19 protein-coding genes and 1 riboswitch are annotated in these 18,659 nt (G+C 65.5%); of the genes, 10 read left to right on the forward strand and 9 right to left on the reverse strand.

Annotation, left to right across the window (positions count from 1 at the left end; all coding sequences use genetic code 11):
* Positions 1-101: 101 nt before the first annotated feature.
* Positions 102-905, forward strand: a complete 804-nt coding sequence (locus ASC92_RS13600; protein WP_056516050.1) for an ABC transporter permease — start codon at positions 102-104, stop codon at positions 903-905.
* Positions 906-910: 5 nt separating this feature from the next.
* On the opposite strand, the gene ASC92_RS13605 is transcribed toward ASC92_RS13600, so the two are convergent.
* The 4 genes from ASC92_RS13605 to phaP all read right to left on the reverse strand — a co-directional run bounded on the left by ASC92_RS13605 (position 911) and on the right by phaP (position 5,351).
* The gene (locus ASC92_RS13605) at positions 911-2,545 is read right to left on the reverse strand and encodes a peptide chain release factor 3 (RefSeq protein ID WP_056516053.1); all 1,635 of its coding nucleotides are present in this window, start codon (positions 2,543-2,545) and stop codon (positions 911-913) included.
* Between the two features lie 152 nt (positions 2,546-2,697).
* Positions 2,698-3,561 (reverse strand): hypothetical protein, encoded by an 864-nt coding sequence (locus ASC92_RS29300; RefSeq protein WP_235505812.1) that lies wholly within the window; start codon positions 3,559-3,561, stop codon positions 2,698-2,700.
* Positions 3,488-4,666, reverse strand: coding sequence for a hypothetical protein (locus tag ASC92_RS29305; RefSeq protein WP_235505814.1), 1,179 nt, complete (start codon positions 4,664-4,666; stop codon positions 3,488-3,490). Before ASC92_RS29305 ends, ASC92_RS29300 begins: the two co-directional genes overlap by 74 nt.
* Before the next feature lie 193 nt (positions 4,667-4,859).
* Positions 4,860-5,351 carry a TIGR01841 family phasin gene (gene phaP, locus ASC92_RS13620; RefSeq protein ID WP_056516061.1) on the reverse strand — a complete coding sequence of 164 codons (492 nt, stop codon included), beginning with the start codon at positions 5,349-5,351 and terminating at the stop codon, positions 4,860-4,862.
* Positions 5,352-5,548: 197 nt separating this feature from the next.
* A riboswitch (S-adenosyl-L-homocysteine riboswitch) is annotated at positions 5,549-5,617 on the forward strand.
* A gap of 66 nt (positions 5,618-5,683) precedes the next feature.
* Here phaP and ahcY point away from each other — a divergent pair.
* The 4 genes from ahcY to ASC92_RS13640 all read left to right on the forward strand — a co-directional run bounded on the left by ahcY (position 5,684) and on the right by ASC92_RS13640 (position 9,446).
* Positions 5,684-7,123, forward strand: coding sequence for an adenosylhomocysteinase (ahcY, locus tag ASC92_RS13625; RefSeq protein WP_056516063.1), 1,440 nt, complete (start codon positions 5,684-5,686; stop codon positions 7,121-7,123).
* Between the two features lie 10 nt (positions 7,124-7,133).
* On the forward strand, positions 7,134-7,928 hold the full coding sequence (locus ASC92_RS13630; RefSeq protein ID WP_056516066.1) for a TlyA family RNA methyltransferase: 795 nt from the start codon (positions 7,134-7,136) through the stop codon (positions 7,926-7,928).
* A gap of 10 nt (positions 7,929-7,938) precedes the next feature.
* Positions 7,939-8,763, forward strand: a complete 825-nt coding sequence (metF, locus tag ASC92_RS13635) for a methylenetetrahydrofolate reductase [NAD(P)H] (protein ID WP_056516069.1) — start codon at positions 7,939-7,941, stop codon at positions 8,761-8,763.
* A gap of 113 nt (positions 8,764-8,876) precedes the next feature.
* Complete coding sequence (locus ASC92_RS13640) at positions 8,877-9,446, forward strand: septal ring lytic transglycosylase RlpA family protein (RefSeq protein WP_414820409.1); 570 nt, start codon at positions 8,877-8,879, stop codon at positions 9,444-9,446.
* 12 nt (positions 9,447-9,458) lie between these two features.
* Here the strand turns inward: ASC92_RS13640 and ASC92_RS13645 are convergent, their stop codons facing one another.
* Positions 9,459-10,409, reverse strand: a complete 951-nt coding sequence (locus ASC92_RS13645) for a 23S rRNA (adenine(2030)-N(6))-methyltransferase RlmJ (protein WP_056516077.1) — start codon at positions 10,407-10,409, stop codon at positions 9,459-9,461.
* Between the two features lie 196 nt (positions 10,410-10,605).
* Between ASC92_RS13645 and rplM the strand changes: the two genes are divergently transcribed.
* From rplM to mdtD, 4 genes are all read left to right on the forward strand, one after another.
* On the forward strand, positions 10,606-11,037 hold the full coding sequence (gene rplM / locus ASC92_RS13650) for a 50S ribosomal protein L13 (protein WP_007827946.1): 432 nt from the start codon (positions 10,606-10,608) through the stop codon (positions 11,035-11,037).
* 12 nt (positions 11,038-11,049) lie between these two features.
* On the forward strand, positions 11,050-11,442 hold the full coding sequence (rpsI, locus tag ASC92_RS13655) for a 30S ribosomal protein S9 (protein ID WP_007827948.1): 393 nt from the start codon (positions 11,050-11,052) through the stop codon (positions 11,440-11,442).
* 183 nt (positions 11,443-11,625) lie between these two features.
* A complete protein-coding gene (gene erpA, locus ASC92_RS13660; RefSeq protein ID WP_007827949.1) occupies positions 11,626-11,991 on the forward strand; it encodes an iron-sulfur cluster insertion protein ErpA in 366 nt (121 codons plus the stop codon).
* 89 nt (positions 11,992-12,080) lie between these two features.
* Positions 12,081-13,505, forward strand: a complete 1,425-nt coding sequence (mdtD, locus tag ASC92_RS13665) for a multidrug transporter subunit MdtD (RefSeq protein WP_056516080.1) — start codon at positions 12,081-12,083, stop codon at positions 13,503-13,505.
* Between the two features lie 6 nt (positions 13,506-13,511).
* Here mdtD and ASC92_RS13670 read toward each other — a convergent pair whose 3' ends face one another.
* Both ASC92_RS13670 and ASC92_RS13675 read right to left on the reverse strand, forming a co-directional pair.
* On the reverse strand, positions 13,512-14,636 hold the full coding sequence (locus tag ASC92_RS13670) for an anhydro-N-acetylmuramic acid kinase (RefSeq protein ID WP_056516085.1): 1,125 nt from the start codon (positions 14,634-14,636) through the stop codon (positions 13,512-13,514).
* 42 nt (positions 14,637-14,678) lie between these two features.
* Entirely contained in the window at positions 14,679-16,025 is a 1,347-nt protein-coding gene (locus ASC92_RS13675; RefSeq protein ID WP_056516088.1) for a M23 family metallopeptidase, read from the reverse strand.
* A gap of 160 nt (positions 16,026-16,185) precedes the next feature.
* On the opposite strand from ASC92_RS13675, the gene tyrS reads away from it, so the two are divergent.
* Positions 16,186-17,418: a tyrosine--tRNA ligase gene (tyrS, locus tag ASC92_RS13680; RefSeq protein WP_056516092.1), complete on the forward strand. Its 1,233-nt coding sequence runs from the start codon at positions 16,186-16,188 to the stop codon at positions 17,416-17,418.
* A 7-nt stretch (positions 17,419-17,425) separates the two neighbouring features.
* Here tyrS and ASC92_RS13685 read toward each other — a convergent pair whose 3' ends face one another.
* Positions 17,426-18,046 (reverse strand): OmpA family protein, encoded by a 621-nt coding sequence (locus ASC92_RS13685; protein WP_056516096.1) that lies wholly within the window; start codon positions 18,044-18,046, stop codon positions 17,426-17,428.
* Complete coding sequence (locus ASC92_RS13690) at positions 18,043-18,591, reverse strand: FecR domain-containing protein (RefSeq protein WP_056516101.1); 549 nt, start codon at positions 18,589-18,591, stop codon at positions 18,043-18,045. Before ASC92_RS13690 ends, ASC92_RS13685 begins: the two co-directional genes overlap by 4 nt.
* Positions 18,592-18,659: the final 68 nt, after the last annotated feature.

Consider the following 18,659-nt stretch of genomic DNA (forward strand, 5'->3'; position numbering starts at 1 on the left):
GGAGCGAAGCGGGGGACATTCGCGGAGGGGAGTACCCGGTGGCCTGTGCACGCGTCCCGAACGAACGCACCCCGAACGCGTCGAGCGAAGGATGAGCTGAGATGAACTCTCCAAGCCTCTTCCTCCGCCTCGTCGCGGCCTCGCTAAGCGGCCAGGCGCGCTACCCCGCCTCTGCGCTGATGCGAACGCTGGGCCAATTCCTCGCGACCGGCATCGAGGTGGTCGCCGTGTGGGCACTGTTCCGCCGCTTCGGTGAAGTGCAGGGCTGGACCCTCGGCGAGGTGGCGGTGTTCTACGGACTGGTGAACTGCATGTTCGCCATCGCCGACGCACTGGGCCGCGGCTTCGATGTGCTGGGCACCGAGTTCCTGCGCACTGGCGCGTTCGACCGGCTGCTGCTGCGCCCGCGTCCGCTGGCGCTGCAGCTCATGGGGCACGACTTCCGCATCAGCCGTCTCGGGCGCCTGCTGCAAGGCGTGCTGGTGCTGACCTTCGGCGCGGCGCAGACCGGCCTGGTCTGGACGCCCGACGCGGTCGCCGCAGCGCTGTTCGCGCTCGCCGGCGGCGTGGCGCTGTTCCTCGGCATCCTCGTGCTGCAGGGCACGCTGTCGTTCTGGACCGTGGAAAGCCTGGAGATCGCCAACGTGCTCACCTACGGCGGCGTGCAGGCCGCGCAGTTTCCGCTGGCGCTGTACGCGCAGTGGTTTCGCCGGGTGTTGACCTTCATTGTGCCGCTGGCCTGCGTGGCTTATTACCCGGTGCTGGCGATCCTCGGCAAGCCCGATCCGCTGGGCGCGCCGGGGTGGGTGGGCTGGGTGTCACCCCTCGCGGGGTTCGCGTTCCTCGCGGCGGCTTTCGGCGCATGGCGCATCGGGCTGCGCCACTATGCGTCGACGGGCAGCTAGCGGCGTCAACCTGCGCTCTGCAGCGCCAGCCCCGCATGCTCCCGCAGCGGATGGAAGTGGATCTTCGGAAATCGCTCCTGCGCCAGCCGCACGTCATACGGCGAGGTGCACAAAAAGGCCAGTGTGTCCGCCGCATCCTTGGCCATGCGCACCGGGTAGGCATTGACGAATTCGCGCAGCTCTGCCGGCGTGTCGGCCGTGATCCAGCGCGCGCCCGTGTACTGGCAGCCTTCGAGCCGCACGTCGGCGTCGTACTCGGCCTTCAGGCGGTGCTGCACCACTTCGAACTGCAGCTGACCGACCGCGCCCAGCAGCATCGGGCCACCGACTTCAGGGCGGAACACCTGGATCGCGCCTTCTTCGCCGAGCTGGGCCAGGCCCTGCTGCAACTGCTTGGTGCGCAGCGGGTTCTTGAGGATCACGGTCATGAACAGCTCGGGCGCGAAGAAGGGCAGGCCGGTGAACTGGAGGCTCGCGCCATCGGTGATGGTGTCGCCCAGCTGCACGCCGCCGTGGGTGGTGAAGCCCACGATGTCGCCCGCGTAGGCCTCTTCGACCGCCTCGCGGCGCTGGCTCATGAAGGTCACGACGCTGGTGGGCCGCAGCTCCTTCGAGGTGCGCTGCACCTTGAGCTTCATGCCCGGCGTGTACTTGCCCGAGGCCATGCGCACGAAGGCGATGCGGTCGCGGTGGTTGGCGTCCATGTTGGCCTGTACCTTGAAGACCACGCCCGCGAAGTCCTTGTCCTCGGGCTGGATCTCATTCACCACCGGCTGTCGGTTGACCAACGTGGTGCTGGTGCGCGACTGTGGCGAGGGCGCGAGGTCGACCAGCGCGTCGAGCACTTCCATCACGCCGAAGTTGTTCACGCCGGAGCCGAAGAACACCGGCGTCTGCTTGCCGGCCAGGAAGGCTTCGCGGTCCCAGGTGGGGGAGGCGCCGGTGGCCAGTTCCATGCTGTCCATCGCGGATTCGAAATCGGCGCCGAAGCGCTTCGTGAGCGTTTCGCGCTCCGACAGCGCAATGGTCTCGAAGTCGTGCGGCAGCCGTTCGCTGCCCGACTCGAACACCGTCATCGTCTGCGTGCGCAGGTTCATGATCCCGCGGAAAGACTTGCCCTGGCCGACCGGCCAAGTCATCGGCACGCAGGGCATGCCGAGTTCGCGTTCCACCTCGTCGAGGATGTCGAGCGGCTCGCGCACTTCCCGGTCCATCTTGTTGACGAAGGTGATGATGGGCGTGTCGCGTTGGCGGCAGACCTCGATCAGCCGGCGCGTCTGCGCTTCCACGCCGTTGGCCGCGTCGATCACCATCAGCGCCGAGTCGACGGCGGTGAGCACGCGGTAGGTGTCTTCCGAGAAATCCTTGTGGCCGGGCGTGTCGAGCAGGTTGATGACGTGGTCGCGGTACAGCATCTGCATGACCGACGAGGCCACCGAGATGCCGCGCTGCTTTTCGATTTCCATCCAGTCGGAGGTCGCATGGCGCGAGGCCTTGCGCGCCTTCACCGAGCCGGCGATCTGGATCGCGCCGGAGAAAAGCAGCAGCTTTTCGGTCAGCGTGGTCTTGCCGGCGTCAGGGTGGGAAATGATCGCGAAGGTGCGGCGGCGGCGGGTTTCGGCGAGGAAGGGGGATGACACGGGAACTCCAGGGAACCCGCGATTTTCGCAGATGTGGGTTTGCCGGCGTCGAGCCCGTGCTGGAAATTCCCCGCTCAACCTCATCCGTGGCGGTGAATTCCATGATCGAACACCCGATCTGGTGGCGCCGCGTAGCTGCGGCGCCACGTGGATCAGAGGTTCGTCCAACTGAAATACGCAATCCCCTCGTAGGTGTATATCGGAAGATTTTGTTGGATGCTGTCCCGCTCGCTTGCGTTGATTGTGTAGAAGTGAGTTTGGACCTTCGTTTGGTAGAACCGGAACATCGGGGTGGCACCGCCGGTCTGCGAGGTGTTGGCATACCAGGCCACGCCCTCGTACGAATACCAGGGCAAGGTGGCCTGCACATTGGCGCGCTCCTGCTCGCTGATCGTATAGAAGTGCGCGCCGGTGCGCGTGTTATAAAACCTATAAACCGGGCTGGTGCCTGCTGCTGCAGCACCAAACGCGAAAAAGGCAGGGCCTTCGTAGTTGTACTCGCGCAGCGTCGTGATGACGAGGTCACGCTCCGGCATGCTGGAGGTATAGAAATGCGCACCTGTTCTGGTGTTGTAGAAGCGGTAGATGGTCGTACGCACCGTCGTGGAAGGCGCATTGAGCCACCGCTGCAGCGCGGTGTTGAAGGGGAGATCGAAGCGCCCGTAGAAGTCGTACCCGGTGGGTTGGATGCACGAGGACGCTCCGCCCCACAATTGTCCGACAAGATAGTCTTTGCCATTGAGTCTCCGGAACAGCCCCGAGCCGCTGCTGCCGCCCTCGGTCACGCCCCGATTCCATCTCACTGCCAGAAACTTGGCGTTGCTTCCTGTTGAAGAAGAGCAGCTTGAATTTGCACAAGCCGCGGTTCCGAGATAGTCGCCTTCACTGTACTTCTGCAAATCACCTTTAGGGTGGTGCACGCCATAGACGCCCTGAATGCTGTCAAAGGAACTGGGGTCGAAGGGACTGGAACCGGCAAACAGTGCGCCGGCCGGCGGTTGTGAATTCAGCCGCATGAAGGACGTGTCGGTCGTCGACTCCGCATAGAGCAGCGTGGCGCCGGAGGTCATGGCGACCGCCGCCGGACTGACCTGCGTGCTGTTGCAGCTGGCGGACTTGTAGGACCAGTAGGTGTAGAGAGTCGATGCGACCGTCTGATTGGAAATGCAATGGTTCGCGCTCAGGAAATACGGCGTGCCCGTCGACATGCGGTCGTAGCAAGGTGCCGGTGCATACATAGTTGCTCCCGCTATCGATGAAGTGCATCAACGCCACCGACTTGCTGAGGGTGTCGTATTGGGAGGCGCAGGTAACGTCCAGATTGCATGAGCCGGCTTCACCCACTTTCTCCAGCGAGGCCTGCTTGGTGATGTCGATGGACACATGCGACAGCATGGGCACCGCCACCTTGACCGCTTCGAGCACGGCGTTGGGCGGCACCTCGATCTCGACCGTGAGGGCTTCTCCGCCCATGTTGGGTGACCAATAGGTGCGCGCGTTGTCGCTCGAATCGCCTGCGTCGAGATTGCGCTGAATGACCGTGAGGATTTCCTGCGCGGACACCTCGTAGATCTTTGGGCTCGCGTCGCCGTAGAAGCGCACCATGGTGCCTGGGGGAAGACTATCGACACGCAGGCCGGTGCGAACACCCTTCGCATTCGGTGATGCGAATCGCAAAGCGGCCACTTTGCCTCCACGTTCCGAAGGCGTCCAGCTCATCATGCTGGACACCGCCTGGACGGTCGCAGTTTCAGCGATCTGGCGTGCAACACCGATCTTGGTGGGAGTGCCGAAGATCGCAGGTGCCGACTTCAGGGGAACGGCGCTCTCTGGGGGAAGCGCCGGCAGGACCACATGCCGTGGCGTCGGGGCGCGCCCCACGGGACGATCCTTGAAAGGGCTGACGTCTGTTGCCGCGAGTTCCGGCGTCTGCACCCTCGACTCGATCAGTGCGGGGGCGGCGCTGGCGGAAGGGCTCGGCTCCGTGTTCTTGGCTGCCGTTTCGGTGCCCGACACCGCGGCGGGTTGGGCGGATCCACCGCCGCTGCCTGATCCTCCACATGCGGTCAGCAAAACTGACAACATGACCGTGCTCAAACTTATTCCGACGCTTGCGCGCATACCTTGCCTCCCTGGACGTTACGTATTGACACGTAATTGTCCGGTAAGGCAGGCCTTTATTTAAATTTCGCCGTGTGTCTGCCGTGCAAATGGCACGGAAATTCGAAATTTCGCCACAAATCAGCGCGTGGATTGCCGATCAGGTGGCGTTATCTAAAAAGAACCAAAACTAAATAATTACTACGCCGAGGTTCTATTTGCGCTGAAGCATCTTGGTTACTTCGTCCACATTGGCCTGGATGCGCTGGCGCACCAGTTCGAACGCGTCCGCCTGCGACTTGGCGGCAAGGTTGGACAACTCCTTGATGTCGTCGATGGCGCGCTGGAACGATTGGCGGCCGAGCTCGTCGAGCTTGGCGAGGTTGGCCTTGGCATCCTTGCCGGGCATTTCCTTGGCAGCCGTTTGCCACTCGGCGATGGCGCTCTTGATCATTTCCGTCTGCCGCTGAACCACGGTCTGCAGGCCCTGGTAGGACTTCTCATTCGCCTGCATCAGCGCCTGGAGGTCCTTTTGTCCGCTTTCGAGCAGCTTGCTCGCGCCACCGGTCAGATTGAGTTCCTGCAGGCGGTCGGTCATGGCCTTGAGGTTCTTCAGCGGGTTGAGCATCTCGGCGGCATTGGGAGCCACCTTGGTGTTGCTGCTGCTGGCAGTGGTCTTCGCGGCGGCTTTCTTGGCAGTGGCCATGGGCGCTATCTCCTGGTGTCGTGTGAACTGTGAGGGGTGACAAGGACCGGTGCCACGATACGCCGGGCGGACATCGCAGAGGGTGCCCGCCCGGAAATTTCGCCTGCGGGATTTCCCTTGGTCGTGGCGAAACGCGCCTGCCGGCGGGTGGGGTGTCATGGCGATTGGCTCGCCCTGCCGCCCCGTCTACAATCCACGGTTCCGAGGAGCGTTGCAGCGCCATCAGGCGTGAGGCTCGGACCACATCGCAACCACGCTCACCCGCTGTTCTTCGCGGTGAGTCTTTCCCCGTAGGCAGTGGCATCTTTCAAACCAGTTTTGTTGGAGTTCCCATGAGCGCCGTTCTCAAGCCCACCCCCGTTTCGACCGCCGACCAGGCGATTGCCGACCTGTCCCTCGCCGCCTGGGGCCGCAAGGAAATCAAGATCGCGGAAACCGAAATGCCCGGCCTGATGGCCATCCGCGAAGAGTTCTCCAAGGGCCAGGCGCTCAAGGGCGCGCGCATCACGGGCTCGCTGCACATGACCATCCAGACGGCCGTGCTGATCGAAACCCTGCAAGCCTTGGGCGCCACCGTTCGCTGGGCCTCGTGCAACATCTTCTCGACGCAGGACCACGCCGCCGCGGCCATCGCCGCCGCCGGCACGCCGGTGTTCGCGATCAAGGGCGAGTCGCTGAAGGACTACTGGGACTACACCCACGCCATCTTCGATTTCGGCCCCAAGGGCTCGAAGGGCGAAGGCCCCAACATGATCCTGGACGACGGCGGCGACGCCACGCTGCTCATGCATCTGGGCCAGCGCGCCGAGAAGGACCTGGGCGTACTGGCCAACCCGACCAGCGAAGAAGAGCGCATCCTGTTCGCTGCCATCAAGGCCAAGCTGGCTGTCGATTCGACCTGGTACACCCGCAAGTCGGCCGAGATCATTGGCGTGACCGAAGAGACGACCACCGGCGTGCACCGCCTGAATGAAATGTCGGCCAAGGGCACGCTGCTGTTCCGCGCCATCAACGTGAACGACTCGGTCACCAAGAGCAAGTTCGACAACCTGTACGGCTGCCGCGAATCGCTGGTCGACGGCATCAAGCGCGCGACCGACGTGATGATCGCCGGCAAGGTGGCCTGCGTGGCCGGCTACGGCGACGTGGGCAAGGGCTCGGCCCAGGCACTGCGCGCATTGAGCGCCCAGGTGTGGGTGACCGAGATCGATCCCATCAACGCCCTGCAGGCCGCCATGGAAGGCTACAAGGTCGTCACCATGGAATACGCCGCCGACAAGGCCGACATTTTCGTGACGACCACCGGCAACAAGGACGTGATCACGCACGACACCATGGTCAGGATGAAGGACCAGGCCATCGTCTGCAACATCGGCCACTTCGACAACGAGATCGACGTCGCGTCGATCGAGAAGTACGAGTGGGAAGAAATCAAGCCGCAGGTCGACCACATCACCTTCCCGGACGGCAAGAAGATCATCCTGCTGGCCAAGGGCCGCCTCGTGAACCTGGGCTGCGGCACGGGCCACCCGAGCTTCGTGATGTCGTCGTCGTTCGCCAACCAGACCATCGCCCAGATCGAGCTGTTCACCAAGCCCGATGCCTACCAGGCCGGCAAGGTCTACGTGCTGCCCAAGCACCTCGACGAGAAGGTTGCGCGCCTGCACCTGAAGAAGGTCGGCGCGATGCTCACCGAGCTGACGGACGCGCAAGCCGCCTACATCGGCGTGAGCAAGAGCGGTCCGTACAAGCCGGACACGTACCGCTACTGATCGACAGCGCATGCGCGCCGATCAACTGTTGGTAGAGCGCGGCCTGGCCGCGTCGCGTTCGCAGGCTGTGCGGCTGATTGCCGGCGGCTTGCGCTGGCGCGACGCGGGCACCAGCGACGCGTGGCGCTCGGTCGCCAAGAACAAGGACGACGTGCCCGAATCGGCCGAGCTCGAGCTGGTCGATGCGGCCGAGGCCCGGTACGTGTCGCGCGGCGGGCTCAAGCTGGAAGGTGCGCTCGCCGTGAGCGGGGTCGATCCCTCCGGCAAACTGTGCCTCGACGTGGGCCAGTCGACCGGCGGTTTCACCGACTGCCTGCTGCAGCGCGGCGCCGTGAAAGTGGTCGGCGTGGATGTCGGCCACGGGCAGCTGCATGCGAAGCTGCGCGAGGACGAACGCGTGGTCGCCATCGAAGGCGTCAATGCGCGTGCGCTGTCGGCCGACGACCTGCAGGAAGAGGGCGAGGAACCATCCGACCTGCGCTTCGACCTGATCGTCGGCGACCTGTCGTTCATCTCGCTCACGCTGGTGCTGCCGGCTGTCGTCGAGTTCCTGGCCGACGACGGCCGCCTGCTGATGCTCGTCAAGCCGCAGTTCGAGCTGCAGCCCGGCCAGGTCGGCAAGGGCGGCATCGTGCGCGACGAGTCGATGTACGCGGTGGTCGAGAAGCGCCTGCACGATGCCTGCGAGGCGCTGGGCCTGCGGGTGCTGCAATGGTTCGACAGCCCGATCGCCGGGGGCGACGGCAATCGCGAGTTTTTCATTCACGCCGTTCGTGCTGTTCAAGACGCGAACGACGGTTCCTAAGGAGACGCAGGTGCGCCTTCCGCTGAGTTTCGAATTCTTCCCGACCAAGACGCCCGAAGGCGCGGTCAAGCTGCGCGCCGCGCGCCAGCAGCTGTATGCGCGCAAGCCGCAGTTCTGCTCGGTCACATACGGCGCGGGCGGCTCCACGCACCAGGGCACCTTTGGTGCGGTGCAGGAGATCCTGTCCGAAGGCGTGGACGCCGCGAGCCACTTCTCGTGCATTGGCGCCACGCGCGCCACGGTGCGCGAGCAGCTCGCCGAACTGAAGGACATGGGCGTAAAGCGCCTCGTGGCCCTGCGCGGCGATCTGCCCAGCGGCTACGGCATCGGCGGCGAGTTCCTGTATGCGAGCGACCTCGTTGCCTTCATCCGCGAAGAGACGGGCAGCGACTTCCACATCGAGGTGGCCTGTTACCCCGAGATCCATCCGCAGGCCCGCTCGCCCGAAGCCGATCTGCAGGCCTTTGCCGCCAAGGTGAAGGCAGGCGCCGACTCGGCGATCACGCAGTACTTCTTCAGCCCCGAAGCCTACTTCCGCTTCGTCGACGACGTGCGCAAGCTGGGGCTCGACACGCCGATCGTGCCGGGCATCATGCCGATCACGAGCTCGACGCAGCTCATGCGCTTTTCCGACGCCTGCGGCGCCGAGATTCCGCGCTGGGTCCGCCTGCGGCTGCAGGGCTTCGGCGACGACACGGCGTCGATCAAGGCCTTCGGCCTCGACGTGGTCACCGACCTGTGCGCGCGTCTGCAGGAAGGTGGCGCGCCAGCGCTGCACTTCTACACGATGAACCAGTCGGCGGCCACGCTGGCTGTGCTGGAGCGCCTCGATTGAGAGGGGGCGCGGGACTTCGCGCAGCCCTCGCTGCTGCGACCTGCGTTCTCGCGGGTTGTGCCGTGCCGCCGGCGACGGACGCCGAAGGCGGGGCGACGGCGAAGCTGAGGCCCTTGCCTCGCGCCATCGCGGTGCCGCCGGGCGCGGCAGCGCGTTCGAGCGTGCCGTCGGTGCGCTATGACCTTGCGGTGTCCGGCACGGGCGAACTGCCGCCGGACGACGGCATCCCGGGCGATGAGGGGGCGCGGGAAGTCTTCGAGCGCGGCGGTGCTTCCTGGTACGGCATTCAATTCCACCAGCGCAAGACCGCCAACGGCGAGCGCTTCGACATGGCAGCCATGACGGCGGCCCACAAGACCCTGCCCTTCAACACGCGCGTGTGCGTGCGCAGCCTCGTCAACGGCAGCGAGGTGCTGGTGCGCATCAACGACCGCGGGCCGTACGCGGCGGGTCGCGTGATCGACCTGAGCCGCGCGGCGGCTGACCGCATCGGCCTGACGAGCATGGGCATCAAGCAGGTGGCGTTGACGGTCGTCGATCGCGAGGGGATGCGTTGCGGTGGATTGCCGGTGGAGGCGGGCGATGCGCTGGCGTCCGCAACAGTACCGGCTGCGCCGCAACGGACCCGGTCGCCGGCGCCCGCCCGCCGCAAGGCGGTCGTGCCGCCCCGCCGCAAGAAATAAGGGCCGGAAGGCTCAGCCGCCCGAATCGAGCGAGAAGGCGGCGTGCCGGTCTTGCGCCAGGCGCTCCGCCAACTGCGGCAGCGCGGCCGCCAGCAGCGGCTTCAGCGTGTACGGCGGATTGATCAGGAACATGCCGCTGGCCGGCAGGCCCGGCCGGTGCGTTTCGCCCGATGCGTCAGTGGTGATCTTGCTGGACTTGACCGTCAGCGTGGCGTGCAGCCAGGACTTGCCGGCTTTCGTCGCCATGGTCTTGAGCCGGCGCGGCAGGTCGTGCGCCTCGGGGCGCGGAATGATCGGGTACCAGACCGCGTAGGTGCCGGTGGCGAAACGCTTGAGCGCCTCGGCCGCGAAGTCGAGCACGCGGCCGTAGTCTGTCTTCATCTCGTAGCTCGGGTCCATCAGCACCAGCGCGCGGCGTGAGGGCGGCGGCAGGAACTTGGTGGCGCTGCCGAAGCCGTCTTCGTTCAACACGGCGATCTGGCGACCGGCCTCGAGCTGGGCGATGTTGGCGCTGAGCGCGCGGCCGTCGGTCGGGTGCAGCTCGAACAGCTTGAGCTTGTCGTGGTCGCGCAGCAGGTGCTGCACGATGAATGGAGAGCCGGGATAGACGCGCGCGCCGCCGTTGGGGTTGAAGTCGTGAATCACTTCCAGGTAGCGCGCAATGGCGTCGGCGACTGGAATTTCGGCTTCTGGCGCTACTTTTTTGGTAGCGGACTTCGCGGCAGGGGCTGGCGCATTGGGCGTTTTCTTGCCCGAAAGAAGCCGCAAGATGCCATCGGCCGCTTCGCCGCTGGTGCCGGCGTAGTCGCCGTCGAGCCGGTACAGGCCCGCGCCGGCGTGGGTGTCGACGACCGTCAGGGCGGCCTCTTTTTCAAGCAGATGGTCGAGCGTGGCAATCAGCACCGTGTGCTTGAGCACGTCGGCGTGGTTGCCGGCATGGAAGGCGTGGCGGTAACTGAACATAGGGGGAGGATGGTAACGGTGTTGGGCCCCGCATATGCGAATTTGCCAGCACAGGGCCATTCTTTATATAATCGCGGGCTTCGCAGCGTTTTTGTGGCCCCGCGGCGAGGACGTTAACCCCACCTAAGAGATTCCCACCAGAGGAACGCCGACCGTGGAAAAGGGCCCGCCAAACCCTCTTTTCAAGAGAAAACTCATGACCAAAACGTTCAGCGCCAAGCCCGCTGACGTGACGCACGAGTGGTTTGTGATTGACGCGACCGACAAGGTCCTCGGACGAGTAGCCAGCGAAGTTGCTCTCCGTTTGCGCGGCAAACACAAGGCCATTTACACGCCTCACGTCGATACCGGTGACTTCATCGTCATCATCAACGCCGCGCAACTGCGCGTCACCGGCGCCAAGTCGATCGACAAGGTGTACTACCGTCACTCGGGTTACCCGGGCGGTATTACCGCGACGAACTTCCGCGACATGCAGAACAAGCACCCGGGCCGCGCCCTGGAAAAGGCTGTCAAGGGCATGCTGCCCAAGGGCCCGCTCGGTTACGCGATGATCAAGAAACTCAAGGTGTACGGTGGCGCTGAGCACCCGCATACCGCCCAACAGCCCAAAGTGCTGGAACTGTAAGGAGCCTTGAGAATGATTGGTGAATGGAACAATGGCACCGGCCGTCGCAAATCGAGCGTCGCCCGCGTGTTTCTGAAAAAAGGCACCGGCAAGATCACGGTCAACGGCAAGGACATCCAAGAGTTCTTCGGCCGCGAAACCTCGATCATGATCGCCAAGCAGCCCCTGGCGCTGACCAACAACCTCGAAGCTTTCGACGTGATGGTCAACGTGAATGGTGGCGGCGAATCGGGTCAAGCCGGCGCCACGCGCCACGGCATCACCCGTGCCCTGATCGACTACGACGCGACGCTCAAGCCCGTGCTGAGCCAAGCCGGCTTCGTGACGCGCGATGCGCGTGAAGTCGAGCGTAAGAAGGTCGGTCTGCACTCCGCCCGTCGCCGCAAGCAGTTCAGCAAGCGCTGATCTGTTCACTGCGAACAAAAAGCCGCCTTCGGGCGGCTTTTTCATTGGAGGCCCTCTTGGTGCAAGGGGCTCCAACCCCACTTGCATTGGGGTGCACGCCGTACCCCGCCTGCCGGAAATGCGGCATTGCAGTAGCATTCGTTTCATTGGCCGCATGTCCGGCCCCCTAGGAGTTATCACCCCATGAGCGCCGTTGCCGAAAACATCCAGACCCAGATGCCCGAGCCGATCGTCTTCACCGACAGCGCGGCCGCCAAGGTCGCCGACCTGATCGCCGAGGAAGGCAATCCCGACCTGAAGCTGCGCGTGTTCGTGCAGGGTGGCGGCTGCTCCGGCTTCCAGTACGGTTTCACCTTCGATGAAATCACCAACGAAGACGACACCACCATGACCAAGAACGGTGTGTCACTGCTGATCGACGCCATGAGCTACCAGTACCTGGTCGGCGCCGAGATCGACTACAAGGAAGACCTGCAGGGCGCCCAGTTCGTGATCAAGAACCCGAACGCCACCAGCACCTGCGGCTGCGGATCGAGCTTCTCGGCCTGATGCCTGGATGCTGCTGACCCGGCCCCTCTGAAAGCCGCCTCCGGGCGGCTTTTTGCTGCCCGTTCGTTTTTCCGATTGCCATTCCTCCCATGACACCCGAGGCAGAAACCGCCGCCGATCCCGTTCGCAAGAGCCTGCTGTGGCTCGTCGCCGTCGGCTTCTTCATGCAGACGCTCGACGCCACCATCATCAACACGGCGCTGCCGTCGATGGCCGCGAGCCTCGGCGAGAGTCCGTTGCGCATGCAGTCGGTGGTGGTGGCCTATGCGCTCACCATGGCGATGCTGATTCCCGCCTCGGGCTGGATCGCCGACCGCTTCGGCACCCGGCGTGTCTTCTTCTCGGCCATCGTGCTGTTTGCCGCCGGATCGGTGCTGTGCGCGCTCTCGCACGGGCTGGGCCAGCTGGTGGCCGCGCGGGTGGTGCAGGGCCTGGGCGGCGCGCTGCTGCTGCCTGTGGGGCGCCTGGCGCTGCTGCGCACCGTGCCGCGCGGGGAGTTCCTGCAGGCGATGAGCTTTGTCGCCATCCCGGGGCTCATAGGGCCTTTGCTGGGCCCCACGCTGGGCGGATGGCTGGTGCAGTACGCCTCGTGGCACTGGATCTTCCTGATCAACGTGCCCGTGGGGCTGCTGGGCTGCATTGCCACGCTCAAGTACATGCCCGACCTGCGCGGTGCCGTGCAGAAGCGCTTCGACAGCATTGGCTACGCGATGCTGGCCTTCGGCATGGTGGCGATTTCGCTCTCGCTCGACGGCGCGGGCCTGCACCAGGGCGGCGTGCTGGTCGTGCTGATCTTCGGTTTCGCCAGCATCGTCGCCTATTGGCTGCGCGCCGCGCGCACGCCCGAGCCGCTGTTCGCGCCATCGCTTTTCCATGTGCCGACGCTCAGCATCGGCCTGATCGGCAACCTGTTCTCGCGGCTGGGCAGCAGTTGCATGCCCTTCCTGGTGCCGCTGCTGCTGCAGGTGTCGATGGGCTATTCGCCGGTGCGCGCCGGTCTGATGATGCTGCCGATCGCGCTGGCGGGCATGGCCATGAAGCGCTTCGCCACGCCGCTGATCACGCGCCACGGCTACCGCAAGGTGCTGGTTGCCAACACCATCCTCGTGGGCTGCACGATGGCCAGCTTCGGGCTGACGGCGCCGGGCCAGCCGATGGCGTTGCATGTGCTGCAGCTGCTGGCTTTCGGAGCGGTCAATTCGCTGCAGTTCACCGCGATGAACACGATCACGCTGAAGGACCTGGATGGCAGCATGGCCAGCAGCGGCAACAGCCTGCTGTCGATGGTGCAGATGCTCGCGATGAGCCTGGGCGTTGCCGCCGCGGGCGCCGTGCTAACGGGCTATAACGGCATTTTCGGCACCGAGACGCCGGCGCACACGCTGGATGCTTTTCACGCCACTTTCGCGAGCATGGGGCTGATCACGGTGGCTTCTGCGCTGATCTTCTGGCATCTGCCCTCGGAAGTGCGCGCGACACGCCCCGCGCAGCCGGAGGTTTCCGGCCAGGGCTGATCCGTTTCAGGCGGGGTAGATCGCGCCGAGCACCCGCGGCCCGCGGGCGCCGGTGACGCTGGCCAGGTTGCCCGCCTCTCGCCGGATGGTGGCGCGGGCCAGCCATGCAAATGCCGCCGCCTCGACCTGCTGGGGCGGCAGGCCGTGTTCGGTCGAGGCCGCCACGTCGACGCGGGGCAGCAACGCGCGCAGGCGGTCCAGCAGGTGGTCGTTGAGGGCGCCGCCTCCGCAGACGATCAGCAGCTCGCTATCTTTTCCATAGCTGCTTACATCTGCTGCGCAGGCACGAGCGGTCAGTTCGGCCAATGTCGCCTGCACATCGGCAGGCGCCATCGCCACCGTGCCCAGCTGCGCGGCCAGCCAGGTCGGATTGAACAGGTCGCGCCCGGTGCTTTTCGGGGGGGGCTTGGCGAAGTACGGGTCCGCCAGCATTTGCGCCAATAGATCAGGCAGCACCTGTCCGCTGGCAGCCCATTGGCCGCCACGATCGAAGGGCTGGCCCTGGTGGGTCTGGCACCAATGGTCCATCAGCGCATTGCCCGGACCACAGTCGAAGCCGAGCACGCTGACGCCGCTGGCCGCATTGGTGGCCGGCAGCAGGCTCAGGTTGGAGATGCCGCCGATGTTCAGCACCGCGACCGTCTCGTCAGCCCGTGCGAACAGCGCATGGTGGAAGGCCGGCACCAGCGGCGCGCCCTGGCCGCCGGCCGCGAGGTCGCGGCTGCGGAAATCGCCGACCACGTCGATGCCGGCCAACTCGGCCAGCAGCGAGGGGTTGTTGATCTGCAGGGTGTAGCCGACCTCGTCGAACTCGAGCGGCCGGTGGCGCACTGTCTGGCCGTGCGCGCCGATGGCGGCGACGGCGCTGGCATCGGTGCCGCTGTCCGCCAGCAACTGGGCGACGACGCCGGCGTACGCCCGGGCCAGCCCGTTGCCCGCCAGTGCCGCACGGTGCAGTTCGTTGTCGCCGGGCGTGTTCAGCGCGAGCAGTTCGGCGCGCAGGGCCACGGGAAATTGCGCCGTGGCATAGGCCCGCACCGCGATGCGGCCGCCGGAAAAGTCGGCCAGCACACCGTCGACGCCATCGAGCGAGGTGCCCGACATCAGGCCGATGAAGAGTTCGGCGGCCATCCCTGGATCAGGTCTTGAGAGAGGCTGCCTGCCGCGGCGGAATCAGTCGGCGCTGGCCTGGATGACCGAGAAGGCAGCTGCCAGCTCGGTGCGCGCGCCCACGGCGATGCGTTCGAAGGCCGGACGCAGCGCCGCAGTGATCGGCGCACCGCCTTCCTGTGCGATGGATGCCGGGTCTTGGTAGACGCCGCCCACGCGGAATTCGAAGTGCAGGTGCGGGCCGGTGGCCCAGCCGGTTGAGCCCACCGCGCCAACCGTCTGGCCCTGGCTCACTGCCTGGCCGGCCTTGACGTCGATGCGGCTCAGGTGCGCGTAGGCCGTCTGCTGGTTGTTGCGGTGATTGATGATGACGATGTTGCCGTAGCCGTTCTGCGTGCCCGCGAAATCAACCGTGCCGTCGCCGACCGAGCGCACCGAGGTGCCCGTGGGCGCCGCATAGTCGACGCCGTTGTGCTGGCGCCAGCTGTTCAGGATCGGATGCATGCGCATCGCGAAACCGCTGGACACGCGCGAAAACTCGACCGGCGTCGCCAAGTAGGCCTTGCGCAGGCTGTCGCCGTTCGGGCGGTAGTAGCTGCCCTTCTGGCCTGCGCCCGGAGGCTGGAACCAGACGGCCTGGTGGATTTTGCCGTTGTTCTCGAATTCGGCCGACAGCACGCGGCCGCTGCGCATCGCCTGCCCGTCGGCTTCGAAGGTTTCGTACACCACGGCGAAGCGGTCGCCCTTGCGCAGGGCGCGCACGTCGACGTCGCCCGCGAAGATGTCGGCCAGCTGGCTCGCCACCGCGTCGGGAATGCGCGAGTCGTCGGTGGCTGCGAACAGCGAAGTGCGGATGGTGCCGCTCGCCAGGCGGGTGCCCGGCGTGAGCGTGTCGCGCTCGGTCACGCCGGCAAAGCCGGTGGGCGTGCGTTCGATGACGAAGCGCTTGAAGCCGCCGTCGCCGTCGGGGATCCAGCGGGCGCTGAGCTTCTTGAGCTGGTTTTCCTGCGTGGCCTCTGCCGTCACGCTGCGGCCGGCGCGCGAGAACAGCGCGTTGCGGGCTTCGACGCTGCCGCGCACGAAGGCGGTGGCGGCCGGGTCGGAGATGCCCAGGCGCTTCATCAGCGCTTCGGCCGTGTCGCTCGAACGCGTGACGTCGGTGCGGAACAGGGTGAAGCTGAAGTTTTCCAGCGATTCGCTCTGGTCGGCGAACGACATCGGCGCCGTTGCTTCGAGAATCTGGTGGACCGGGAGGTCGGAGGCGTCAGGGCCCAGCGATGCGACCGCAAGCGTGCCGGCGCTCAGCAGCGCCGCCGCAATGACCGCGGTGATCTGCTTGGGATACGTTCGGAATGTATAGGCCACGCGAGAAGCGAGAAGCTCCTCGGCGGCAAGGATGCCGTTGATCAAACTTTGAATTCCAGCTCAGGTTCTGCAAATCCGCCCTGCAAGGCCCAGTACGTTCAGGGCGGCAGCAGACGGTGCGGAAAAAAGCGCCGCTTAGAATTCGGCGCTTGACAAGTCGGGCTGAGTATAGCTTCGGCACCCCCAAAGTCAGCTAAAAAAGCCCATGAACGCCGAATCTGTTACATCCACAGCCCTCTCAAATAGTGTAGGACGCGCGCTCGAAATATCCCTCCGGGGCGCTGACGAGCTGCTCCCGCAGGACGAATGGGTACGCAAGCTGCAGCGTTCGGAGGCCACCGGGACGCCGCTGCGCATCAAGCTGGGCCTGGACCCGACCGCGCCGGACATTCACATCGGCCATACCGTGGTGCTCAACAAGATGCGCCAGTTGCAGGACCTGGGGCACCGGGTGATCTTCCTGATCGGCGACTTCACCACCACCATCGGCGACCCTTCCGGGCGCAACAGCACCCGCCCGCCGCTCACCCGCGAGCAGATCGAGGCCAACGCCCAGACCTATTACAAGCAGGCCAGCCTGGTGCTGGACCCCGAAAAGACCGAGATCCGCTACAACTCCGAATGGAGCGACCCCCTGGGCGCCCGCGGCATGATCCAGCTCGCCGCCAAGTACACGGTCGCCCGGATGATGGAGCGTGACGATTTCAGCAAGCGCTTCAAGAGCGGCCAGTCGATCTCGGTGCACGAATTTCTCTATCCGCTGATGCAGGGCTACGACTCGGTCGCGTTGAAGAGCGACCTCGAGCTGGGCGGCACCGATCAGAAGTTCAACCTGCTCGTCGGCCGGCATCTCCAGCAGGAATACGGGCAAGAACCGCAGTGCATACTCACTATGCCTCTGCTCGAGGGGCTCGATGGCGTCGAAAAGATGTCCAAGAGCAAGAACAACTACATCGGTATCAGCGAGGACGCCAACACCATGTTCGCCAAGGTGCTGTCGATCTCCGACGACCTGATGTGGCGCTGGTACACGCTGCTGAGCTTTCAGTCGCTGGAGCAGATCGCAGCGCTCAAGGCCGAGATCGAGGGCGGCCGCAACCCGAAGGACGCCAAGGTCGCCCTGGCCAAGGAAATCACCGCGCGCTTCCACAGCACGGCGGCGGCGGACGCGGCCGAGCAGGACTTCATCAACCGCAGCAAGGGCGGCGTGCCGGACGAGATTCCCGATGTGGCGCTGTCGGGTGCTCCGCTGGGCATTGCCCAGTTGCTCAAGCAGGCGAACCTCGCTTCTTCGGCTTCGGAAGGCAGCCGCCTGATCGACGGCGGCGGCGTGCGGATCGATTCGGCCGTGGTCAGCGACAAGGCCCTGAAGCTGCCCGCGGGCAGCTACGTGGTTCAGGTCGGCAAGCGCAAGTTCGCCCGCGTGACCTTGAGCTGAGCGCCGCTCAGCGCACCTCGATGGTGACGCGCCGGTTGCGCGGCTCGTCCACCTCGTCGGCGGTGGGAATGGCCAAGTCGCGCTCGCCGCGGCCCACGGCCTCGATGCGATTGGCCGGGAACTGGCGCTCCACGAAGAGCTGGACCACTTCCTGCGCGCGGCGGTGCGACAGCTGGTCGTTCTGCTCGCCGCTGCCCTTGGTGTCGGTGTGGCCCGTGACCACGATGTCGCCGCCGCTGCGTGCCAGGGCCGCGGCCAATGCCTCGGTCATGATCTGCTGCGACGCCGGGGTCAGTGTGGTGCCGCCGATATCGAAATACACCGTATAGCGCTGCGGCGGGGGCGGGCGCATGTCGAACAGCGGCTTGTTTTCGGCCTGCACCTTGGCCGGATCGACCTGGTCGACCGCCGGGGCGCCGCTCGCGCCCACTGCGGCCGTGGCGCGCTGGTAGGGCTTGGAGAGCACTTCTTCGCCATCCTTGGCGCGCACCACCACCGCCGATGGCTTGCCGTCGGCCTGCGGCAGCAGCACCACCCGCGTGCCCGGCGTCGAGCAGCCTGCCAGCAGCGCGGCTGCCAGCGTGGCGATGAAGAGGGAGGGGGAAAGAGACTTGGACGAGATGCTCATGGCTTGCCGTCGGCTTGCACGATGAAGTCGGTGCCGCGAATGCCGATGGTGGCCGTCTGCGTTTCGACCCGGACCGCGTCGGGGTTGGTCTTGCCGATCAGGCCCGTGATCATGCGCATGGAGCCGCGCAGCAGCGAGACCAGCATGCCGCCCTCGTACGTCGTGCCGTCGAAGTGGAATTCCTTCAGGTCGAGCCGCGACGAGGGGCCGACCACCAGCGTCGTGTCGTCGCGCAGCACCACGGAGGCCGACGAATCGGGGCCGGTCACGATGCGGTCCACGGCGCCCAGCGCATCGCCGGGGCTGGCGGGGCGCGTGGCGCCGGCGCCATTGAGCAGTTGCACGTTGCCGCGCACGGATTTCACAAAGCCCGCCGGGGGATCGGCCTTGGCCGGCGCGGCTGCTGCGGGCGGGGCGGCAGGCGCCACCGCGGGCAAGGCGGGGGGCGCCGCCACCGGGGCGGTCGAAGGAGTCTGGGCTTGGGCCAGAGCGGCCGAGCCCACAATGGCCAGGCCGCTCAAGGCGGTCACGAATTTTTTCATCATCAGGGGCTCTCTGCGAAACGGTGTTCCGCAACGGTCACAAATGTTAATGCGAAGGGGTTACACGAAGA

It is taken from the genome of Variovorax sp. Root411, assembly GCF_001425205.1.
GTDB lineage: Bacteria > Pseudomonadota > Gammaproteobacteria > Burkholderiales > Burkholderiaceae_C > Variovorax.